The 9,883-nt window shown below is 41.8% G+C and carries 8 protein-coding genes; 5 read left to right on the forward strand and 3 right to left on the reverse strand.

Annotated elements, in window-relative coordinates; genetic code table 11:
* Positions 1–3,387 (reverse strand): tetratricopeptide repeat protein (locus tag LC574_RS11035; RefSeq protein ID WP_229453561.1); only part of this gene is annotated, 3,387 nt, incomplete at its 3' end.
* Positions 3,388–3,534: 147 nt separating this feature from the next.
* On the opposite strand from LC574_RS11035, the gene LC574_RS11040 reads away from it, so the two are divergent.
* Together LC574_RS11040 and LC574_RS11045 are read left to right on the forward strand one after the other, a co-directional pair.
* The gene (locus LC574_RS11040) at positions 3,535–4,662 is read left to right on the forward strand and encodes a succinylglutamate desuccinylase/aspartoacylase family protein (RefSeq protein ID WP_229453562.1); all 1,128 of its coding nucleotides are present in this window, start codon (positions 3,535–3,537) and stop codon (positions 4,660–4,662) included.
* Between the two features lie 19 nt (positions 4,663–4,681).
* On the forward strand, positions 4,682–4,900 hold the full coding sequence (locus LC574_RS11045; RefSeq protein ID WP_229453563.1) for a hypothetical protein: 219 nt from the start codon (positions 4,682–4,684) through the stop codon (positions 4,898–4,900).
* Between the two features lie 191 nt (positions 4,901–5,091).
* On the opposite strand, the gene LC574_RS11050 is transcribed toward LC574_RS11045, so the two are convergent.
* Both LC574_RS11050 and LC574_RS11055 read right to left on the reverse strand, forming a co-directional pair.
* Positions 5,092–5,928, reverse strand: coding sequence for a DUF4351 domain-containing protein (locus tag LC574_RS11050; RefSeq protein WP_229453564.1), 837 nt, complete (start codon positions 5,926–5,928; stop codon positions 5,092–5,094).
* 150 nt (positions 5,929–6,078) lie between these two features.
* Positions 6,079–7,161 carry an ATP-dependent 6-phosphofructokinase gene (locus tag LC574_RS11055; protein WP_229453565.1) on the reverse strand — a complete coding sequence of 361 codons (1,083 nt, stop codon included), beginning with the start codon at positions 7,159–7,161 and terminating at the stop codon, positions 6,079–6,081.
* 282 nt (positions 7,162–7,443) lie between these two features.
* On the opposite strand from LC574_RS11055, the gene era reads away from it, so the two are divergent.
* The 3 genes from era (at position 7,444) to LC574_RS11070 (ending at position 9,813) form a co-directional block, all read left to right on the forward strand.
* A complete protein-coding gene (gene era / locus LC574_RS11060; protein ID WP_229453566.1) occupies positions 7,444–8,418 on the forward strand; it encodes a GTPase Era in 975 nt (324 codons plus the stop codon).
* 174 nt (positions 8,419–8,592) lie between these two features.
* A complete protein-coding gene (locus tag LC574_RS11065) occupies positions 8,593–9,270 on the forward strand; it encodes a response regulator transcription factor (RefSeq protein WP_109008954.1) in 678 nt (225 codons plus the stop codon).
* Positions 9,271–9,372: 102 nt separating this feature from the next.
* Positions 9,373–9,813: a GNAT family N-acetyltransferase gene (locus LC574_RS11070; protein WP_229453567.1), complete on the forward strand. Its 441-nt coding sequence runs from the start codon at positions 9,373–9,375 to the stop codon at positions 9,811–9,813.
* Positions 9,814–9,883 lie beyond the last annotated feature (70 nt).

Genomic DNA, 9,883 nt, shown 5'->3' on the forward strand with positions numbered 1-9,883 from the left:
ATAATAATCAACAGCCACATCAAACTGCCGTTGCTCTTCGGCTACCATGCCCAGTTGGTGATAGTCACTAGCAGCACTGTACAAATCCCCGGCATCTTCTTTTATCTTCAGCGCCTTGTTGTAGTAATCAACAGCCACATCAAACTGCCGTTGCTCTTTGGCGACATTGCCCAGATGGTGATATTCACTAGCAGCACTGTACAAATCCCCGGCATCTTCATATATCTTCAGCGCCTTGTTGTAGTAATCAACAGCCACATCAAACTGCCGTTGCTCTTCGGCTACCATGCCCAGTTGGTGATATTCTCTAGCAGCACTGTACAAATCCCCGGCATCTTCATATATCTTTAGCGCCTTGTTGTAGTAATCAACAGCCACATCAAACTGCCGTTGCTCTTTGGCGACATTGCCCAGATGGTGATATTCACTAGCAGCACTGTACAAATCCCCGGCATCTTCAAATATCTTCAGCGCCTTGTTGTAGTAATCAACAGCCACATCAAACTGCCGTTGCTCTTCGGCTACTATGCCCAGGTTGTGATAGTCACTAGCAGCACTGTACAAATCTCCGGCATCTTCTTTTATCTTCAGCGCCTTGTTGTAGTAATCAACAGCCACATCAAACTGCCGTTGCTTTTGGGCAATATAGCCTAGATTATGATTAACAGCGGCAATTTTGTCATTCACTGAGGAGTCATTTACAGCTATTAGTTCATCCAGAATTTCTTGATAGACTTTCCTTGCCCCTTCCAAGTCAGCACTTTGAAAGGCTTCATTGGCATCTGCAACCCGTAGATACATCCAGAAATTCAGAGCATCTTTACCCTTTGCTTTGGCATCTGCCAAGTAAATACCAATATGCTTCAGCGTCCGTTGTCGCAGTGACTTAAATTCAGGTTTGCGCCCTAAACGCTGATACACTTCTCCCAAAGCTTGCAGAATCCATTGTGCATAAGCCCATTCTTGTTGCTGTTCGGCAAGGCGCAGATTTTGCAACAAATTTGGTTCTTCCACCCGCAGCACAAAAGTTGCTAGTTCTGCGTTGCTAATGAGTTCCTTACGGTAGTTGTCAGCCAAATAAGCGTAGAAAATCAGCAACTTTTTTTCGAGTTCGTTAATCACCTCCTGGGAAGTAATTGTGTTTAACTGTTGACGCAAATACCAAGGTAGTGCTGGGTGAATTTTATAGATACTCTCACCCAAATATTCCAAAATACCTGCTGCGGCGGCTTCATTGAGAATCTTCAACCAATCTGGTTTTTGCAAGTTCTCCCCAAACACCGCTTGATAAGCTTGTCCAAATCCATCATCAGGACTTTGTGAAAAAATATGCAGCCAATCTGCATTAACCCGATCGCAAAACAACGCCAAAAATGGTAAATGTCGTCGTGTACGTTCCGACAACTTGGCAAAAGAATAATCCAACGATACAGTGAGGGATTTTTCTCTGCCTTCTTCCTCTTGTCCCCTAAAAGTATCTAACCCCTGCCGCAGCGCCTCAATTAACTGCATGGGTGTCTGCGTCTGCATCTTTAAATGCGGTAACACCACCCGCAAAGACAACGGATGTCCCCCCAACAATTTCAACAATTCCAAATACTCTGCTGGTAGGTTCTTTCTCTCCACACCCACCGTTTGCAAAATCTTCGCCGCTAACTCTTGGGCATCCGCTTGAGACAACCCCCGTAAGTTGATTAAACTATACCCACAATCCAACCAAGGTTCTTCGCGGCGACTGGTAATTAATACCCAAGATTTACCACCCCGCAATTCTTTAAGAAATCCCTTCAGCTTGTTTCTCTCTTCCCCACTCAGTAATGGTTCATTCCCCGTAGGGAAACCGTTGACAGGTTCAAAGTTATCCCAAATCAACAAGCAAGGATGAGTTTGCAGATATTTCCGCACCACTGCTTCTTGCTGTTCTGGCATCATTTGGGAAAATCTCTCACCGCCTAACGCCCTACCAATTTGGTTAATTACCTGACTCAATCCCGCACCCTGTTCAAAAGAGGTGAAGAACATACCGCCTGTACGTCCTTGAGTTTCATCTAACCACCTGGCGAAACCTGCGGCTAACTCAGTTTTACCAACACCGCCCATTCCCTGCACTAAAACCAGATGATTTTGCCGAAATGCTCTCTCTAAACGCAAAATCTCATAATCCCGCCCAATAAAACCATAAGCGCTTTCATCAGGTAAACCTACAGCTTTGCTGCTTTCTGGAGTGTTGTCTGCTTGCGCCATCAAATCAGCAAAACTGGGTGCTGTCTTTTGAGGAACAAAAGGCGTATAGGGTTCCTGCTGATACAACACCGGCACTAACCAATCTTGTAAAGGTAAATTTCCTTTGGGACTGGGGCGCATTTTGTCAATAGACATGGACTTTCGCCCTGCTGCAACTGCTGTGGCGATAGACTCTCCCCTGACTAATTCCCCATACAACCGCCCAATAAAGTGTTCTGCACCTTTGGCGTAAACTGAATATGCCATCGCTACCACACCCTTAGCCCCCAGTTTCACCAACTGTCCCGCTACAGAAGAAAAGGCTTCTTCCCCGACTTGTCCAGACTTGCAAGCATTCAGTACAAAAATCGGTACGCGACAATCTGTTAAATATTGGGCAATTTCTCTAGCGCTAACAGCTTGTTCATTCCCCTGTTCATCCTCAAAGACTAAAACTCCCTGTGTTTCGCTGTCAAAATTCCCATGTCCATCAAAATGGACGATATGATAAAAACCCTTATTCGCTTGCAGTTCTGCTTCAAACTCTTTCAAGCTAGGGGGACGCAATACTTTTAGGTTGACTCGCTGACGTATTGGTTGCAACGCCGCCAGCAGGGGACGGGCAATGGTTTTAAACCCAACGTCTTGCTCATCGTCAGGACGGGCAATAACTAGTAAAATATTTAATTGGTCATTGGGCATGGGTGGCAATGGTGCTTTTACGCCCTGAGTGCTGAGACTGCGATACATTCCTGCCAGTGAAGGTGCAAGAAATTGATAGTCGGGGGAATACAGCAATTCCCAAGGTAAATTCAGCACGTTGGCGTTATCGGAAATGATGCCCAGTTCGCATTTATCGAGTCCGTCTCGTGTGGCTTCTTGAAAAAACTCTCTTGCTTTGTCTGTGCTGCGAAATACTAGCTCAAATAGCTGTTGTCCCCAATGCTGTAATTTTTGTTCGATTTTTACAGCGTTATCTGGAAAAATACCGTAAGGAAATTTTAAATAATCTTCTAAATACCAGCGCAGTTCAGCCGCGTTTTCTGCATCGAAAGGTTGTTGGAAGGGGACTGGTGGGGCAAGGCGAGGATTTTCATATCCGCGTTGCCAGGAAAGTTGGATTGTTTCGCTTTGATGTGTGATTCGCAACCAATTTGTTGCCATTGCTGCTGTGATGGTTACTGGGTTATTTGATGTTAGCTTAAGTTGAGGAATTCAGGCAGAGGCGCAGAGAGGGAGATTGAGTTTTTGTAGGTTTTAATTCAGTACAGATACAGCGATAATGTAATCAAATTATCAGCGAATTATTTTATGCTGCCTGTTATTGAGACTATTGTATTACGTCAAATGGCTTCAGGCGATCGCCTCTACTTACAACTATACAAATTCATCGGCGCTCAACCTGGTAAAAAGGTTTACATTCAATCTAATCTGCACGGTGCAGAAATTGTTGGTAATGCCGTTATTCACCAGCTAATTGAGTTTTTATTAACAATAAATGATACAAATTTAACTGGAGAAATTTGGCTGGTTCCCGTTTGCAATCCAATGGGGATAAATGAACGCGCTCATCATTTTTCCCCTGGACGATACTGCGTTTATGAAGCCAAAGACTGGAATCGCATATTTTGGGACTACGAGAAAGAAGCTGATGATTTAGTAGCTTTTACTAAATCTCAATTTCATATTGATACAAAGATCATTCGACAAAATTATCTAACTATAATTAAGCAACAATTTGCGAAAGTTTTAGAAAAAATTAATTCTTCTAGTGGTGTTCCCTACACTGAGCTTTTTGCCTACAAGCTACAAAATCTAAGTTTAGATGCAGACTACTTAATTGATTTACATAGTTCTACAAATCAAGCTTTAGACTACGTTTACTACTTCCGAAATCGAGAAGACAGTGCAAAATACTTCGGGTTTGATTTTGGAATCTTACTTGATAAATACGATGGTGATGCTTTTGATGAAGCTTTTATCAAACCTTGGTTAGCACTGGAAGCTTGTTTTAAAGAGTTGGGTAGAGAAATCAAGTTTAATGTGGAAGCTTGGACGCTGGAATTAGGAACAGGAATGCAAATGAACCCTGATTCCGTCGCCAAAGGTGTGTGGGGTGTGAAAAACTATTTAGCACAAAAAGGTGTAGTGCAAATTCCTGATTTATCAGATGACATAAAAAACCATGAGATGACTTTCGCATCTAACAGCAACAGGAAAAAATATTATGCGATCGCAGGTGGTATGATTCAATCCAGAATTGAATTAGGTACTAAAGTCAAAGCTGGAGAAAAGCTGTATCAAATTCTCAGTTTTAATAAAGAGAGTAAATTACCTACTGTAATTGATGTTTGCGCTCAACATGATGGATTGGTTTATGATGTCGCAACAAATCAAGCTGTGAATGAAGGCGAGTTTGTATTAGGAATTATTAGTTAGGGGATAGCAAATATATCAAGTGATTTTAAACAATTCGCAATACTTCGGCTACGCCCTTCGACTACGCTCAGGACAAGCTCAGTACAAGTTTGCAATTACGTTTTGTGATAGCGTTCACGGAGCGTTTCGTAGAGAAGCGTTAGAGAGGAACGAGCGTCTGAAGCAAGCTGAAGTCTCTCAAGCTTTGACTTTTGATCAGCATTTTGTACAAGCAGGTTTTCAAGCTTTAATGAGATAAGTTGAAAACTGAGTTGGTTTTGTGAGTAGCGATTGCACCCAAACGGGAATTTTCTTCAAGGAAGCAAATTATAAATGCGATCGCCCGTGGTTGATTACAAGTTGAGTGCGATGTCTAACGAAAAGCCGCGTTGCGTCTACGCATTTGGGGTTGTAAAGAGGTGCGATCGCTTTCTGAAAATCAATTTAACTTCAACTACTTTGTTGCTGTTCCAACCAAGTTACTAAATCATCCATCTTAGACATTTTTAAAAGCGATCGACATAAAGCCTCTAATTGTTCAATTTTCAAACCTTGAACTTTTTGATAAATTGATTCATCAATCTCACCAAAACGTTCTTTTAGCAGAGACATACATAAAGAAAAAGCTTCTTGTTGTTTACCCTGTTCTTGTCCCTTCTGCAAAATATCTTGATAAATCACTGATTCTTGCATAATATCCTCACTTAACAATTGACGAATCAAAGTTTTGTCGAATCGCAAACCAGCTAAAATTTCTGTATACCCGGCAATATTTTGTTTTGTCTCCCTATCTGAAATTGTAGCCACTTTTTCAGCAACCTGGGACAATAAACCTTGTGGGGAATCAGTACGACTCAGAGTAGCCAGAGGTAATAAATTTACATTATTTAAGAATACACTCGAATCTTGCTCCCACATCTGTATTACTTGATAGCGGTGTACAGTCGTATCATCCACATATTCTTGGGTAAAAGCAATTTCATCGTTTGTTTCTTGCAAAAAGATGACTACCTGCACAACTGGACATTTATACTGACGCTTTAATCTCACGGAATAATCTAGCATTCGGAAGGGAATTGCAGGGCTAGATTGTGTTAAAGTCTGAAACTCAATATGCAGAATCCTGTTTTTAGTTTGAATAAAAGTCACAGAATCTGCACGAATTGGTTCCAAGCTTAATTCAGTTTTTAGCACCTTTATATTTGCCGATTCCTCAGCAATTAACCATCGAACAAAATCTGCTGGATATTTTTCTGCCAGCAGCTTACAAACATTATCAAAACTCACAATATTAACAGACCTAATATTATGATTATATTACAGCTATTTTCAGGTAAATAGACGACGCGGTACTGGATGTATTTAGGGCAGTTAAAAAATGCCTGCTGAATTTGTACTTTGATAGGCACAGCTATGCTGTGCCTGTATGATGTATGTTTAGTCTCCTAAATAAATACCCATACCACGAGCGGTTTTAACTAAAGTACCATTGGGATCGACGGCACTATATTGAGCGATCGCTTCTGTAATTGGTACACTTAATACTTGGCGATTTTGCCAAGTCACCATGCGATCGTATTTATCTTCTGCAATTAGATTAACGGCTGCAACACCAAAAGCAGTTGCAACTAATCTATCTAATGGTGAAGCAGTTCCACCCCGTTGAATGTGTCCTAAAACTGTGACTCGCGTTTCTACACCAATGTGCTCAATAATTTTATCTGCTAAATATTCGCCAATTCCACCGTATCGAGATTGACCTAATCGATTTGTAATCGTCACATTTTCCCCATCGTGGGTACGAACTGCTTCGGAAACAATAATCAAACAATAGTTTTTGCCTTTCTCTTGGCGTTCTTTGATTTTGTGGCAAATATGCTCAACTGTGTAAGGAATTTCGGGAATTAAAATTACATTTGCTCCCCCCGCAATTCCCGCAGCTATAGCTATGTGTCCGGCATCACGCCCCATTACTTCCAAAATCATGACTCGGCTATGACTTGCAGCAGTAAAATGTAATCTATCTAATGCTTCTGTGGCAATATTTACTGCTGTATCAAAACCGATAGCGTGTTCAGTAACGCCAATATCGTTATCAATTGTTTTGGGAATACCAACTAGGTTAATACCGCCTTGTTGGGCGAGGCGGCGGAGAATTGCCAAGCTACCATCACCGCCAATACCAATCAAAGCATCTAAACCTAGCTGATGATAACCTGCAATGATTTCTTCGGAGCGATCGCTTACACTTCCATCCGCCATTGGAAAAGCAAAAGGGTCGCCTTTATTGGTTGTCCCCAACATTGTGCCACCCGCAGTTAACAGCGAGTCAACTTGATCAACTTCTAGCTTTGTAAATTGTGGGGGACGCGTCATTAATCCGAGAGTCGCTTGACGAATTCCTAAAACCTCCCAGCCGTAAGTATCCACAGCACAATTCACTACAGCCCTAATCACAGCATTTAAGCCAGAACAATCACCTCCACTGGTAAGAATTCCAATGCGTTTGGGTTTTCCCATATTTTTTATTGACATTTTGATCCAAATATATTGAGTAGTCGATGAAACTTAAGCCAAAGTTAGCAGCAGATTAAACCTAAGCAAATGCGCTCTTTGTAAATGCCAAAGTAATTTTATGTTTGTTTTGTATCTAAAAACAAAACAAAGTTATCTTAGCTGTAAAATATAGGTGTAGAGCCAGTAGTAGATTAAACCTTGGCAAAAGCAATCCCTAAAAATGCCAGGGGAATTTTATGCTTGTTTTGTGTCTAAGAAAAAACCAAGTTATCCCAGCTGTAAAATATGAGGGTGGAGCCAAAGGTGACTAGTATTGATAATTACAACTTCTCATTTCCAGAAGAAGTAACAATCCCACAGGCTCCTCCTGAATTCAAATCAGGTTTTATCGGCATTGTTGGTCGTCCTAATGTCGGTAAATCTACTTTAATGAATCAATTGGTAGGACAAAAAATTGCCATTACATCACCAGTAGCGCAAACAACGCGTAACCGTTTGCGCGGCATTTTAACTACACCAGAAGCGCAATTAATTTTTGTAGATACGCCAGGAATTCATAAGCCCCATCATCAATTGGGGGAAGTTTTGGTGCAAAATGCCAAAATTGCCATTGAATCGGTAGATGTAGTGCTATTTGTGGTAGATGGAGGAGTAGCTTGTGGGTCAGGCGATCGCTATATTGCCGAGTTGCTGTGTCGCAGCAAAACACCAGTGATTTTGGGCGTGAACAAAATCGACCAACAACCGACCGATTCTCAGTTTCTAGATGATAGTTACGCTCAGATGGCCCACTCACATGAATGGGAAATCGTAAAATTTTCTGCTAAAACTAGTGCAGGATTACCGCAACTTCAAGAATTATTAATAGAATATTTAGAAATTGGGCCGTTATACTATCCGCCAGATTTGGTAACTGACCAGCCAGAACGCTTTATTATGGGTGAATTAATCAGAGAACAAATTTTATTATTGACTCGTGAAGAAGTACCCCATTCAGTAGCGATCGCTATTGACTTAGTAGAAGAAACTCCCAGCATTACCCGTATACTTGCTACCATCAACGTTGAGCGCGATTCCCAAAAAGGCATACTCATTGGCAAAGGTGGAGCAATGCTCAAAGCAATTGGTAGTGAAGCCCGCCAACAAATCCAAAAGTTAATCTCTGGTAAAGTTTACCTAGAATTGTTTGTGAAAGTCCAGCCAAAATGGCGACAGTCGCGGATCAGTTTAGCAGAGTTAGGCTATCGGGTGGAAGAATAAAACAATTGGGCATGGGGCATGGGGCATGGGGCATTGGGCATGGGGCATGGGGCATGGGGCATGGGGCATTGGGCATGGGGCATGGGGCATTGGTCATTGGTCAAAAAGGTAAAAGACAAATGACAAATGACAAATGACAAATGACAAATGACAAATGACAAATAATAAATAAAAATGTCTTTAGATACTCGCTATCCCTTAAATTTACCAGCCAATGCTCCGCCATTGCGGGTGTTAATTGTTGAAGATGATCCGATGATGCAACTAGGATTAGAGCAATCGTTAATGGCTCATCCTCAGTTGGAGATTGTTGGACAAGCAGAAGATGGTTATTTGGGAGTTCAAGCTGCACTGCAACTGAAACCTGATTTGGTGGTTATGGATATTGGGTTGCCGCGATTGGATGGTATTGCAGCGACACAGCAAATTAAGGCGGCACTGCCAGCAACTCATGTGGTGATGCTGACATCTCATCAAACGGAGACAGAAATTATTGCGGCACTCTCTAGCGGTGCAGATGCATATTGCATCAAAGGTGCAAGTGTGGAACGATTGTTAAGTGCGATCGCAGCCGCAGTTGATGGTGCAGCCTATCTCGATCCCCAAATTGCGCGGCGAGTAATTGATAATCTCAAACCGCCCTCACCCACCACCAACACAGCTAACTTATCTGGGCGCGAGTTAGAAGTGTTGAAACTCATGGTAGACGGGTTGAGTAACCCGGAGATTGCCGAAAAACTTTATCTCAGTCCCAACACCATCAAAACTCACGTCCGAGGGATTATGAATAAATTAGCAGTAGACGATCGCGTGCAAGCAGCAGTTGTGGCACTGCGTTCTGGGTTGGTTTGATTGCTACAATCTGTGAGTGCTGTAGATGAATACCTGATCTGGTAATCTTTATCTGTGATGCTGGTACTTTAATTTCATAATTAACTAAACTCTGGTTTTTTGATGTCAGAAGAAATTCAAACCTTTACTACTGAATATCTTGATAAGTGCGCTCATTTATATATTGAAGTTTTCAATGGTGAACCTTGGAACGAGGAATGGACTTTCGAGACTGCAAAAGCAAGGTTGTTTGAAATTCTGAATACACCAGGTTTTGTTGGATTTGTATTCAAACAGGATGAACTTTTAGGATTCGTGGCAGGTTATTGTAAGCAAGGGCAAAAAAGTAAAAGCTTTTATCTGGAAGAAATCTGTGTACGACCGAATAAGCAGCGTCAAGGAATTGGGACAAGGCTACTTAACCAATTAATGGATACTCTAACCGCGATGGAAGTTACCGGGGTTTATCTGTTGACGAAAAAGGATGGACAAGCAGAGGCTTTTTACACCAAGCATGGCTATCAAAGAAGCCAGCATCTGATTTTTATGGCAAAACGATTTTAGAGTAGATGGAAGTTTTGCACCAACTACGAATTGAACATCAAACAAATGCAGCAAAATACAGAGACAAACC

It is taken from the genome of Nostoc sp. CHAB 5715 (genome assembly GCF_020829685.1).
Taxonomy (GTDB): Bacteria; Cyanobacteriota; Cyanobacteriia; order Cyanobacteriales; family Nostocaceae; genus Nostoc.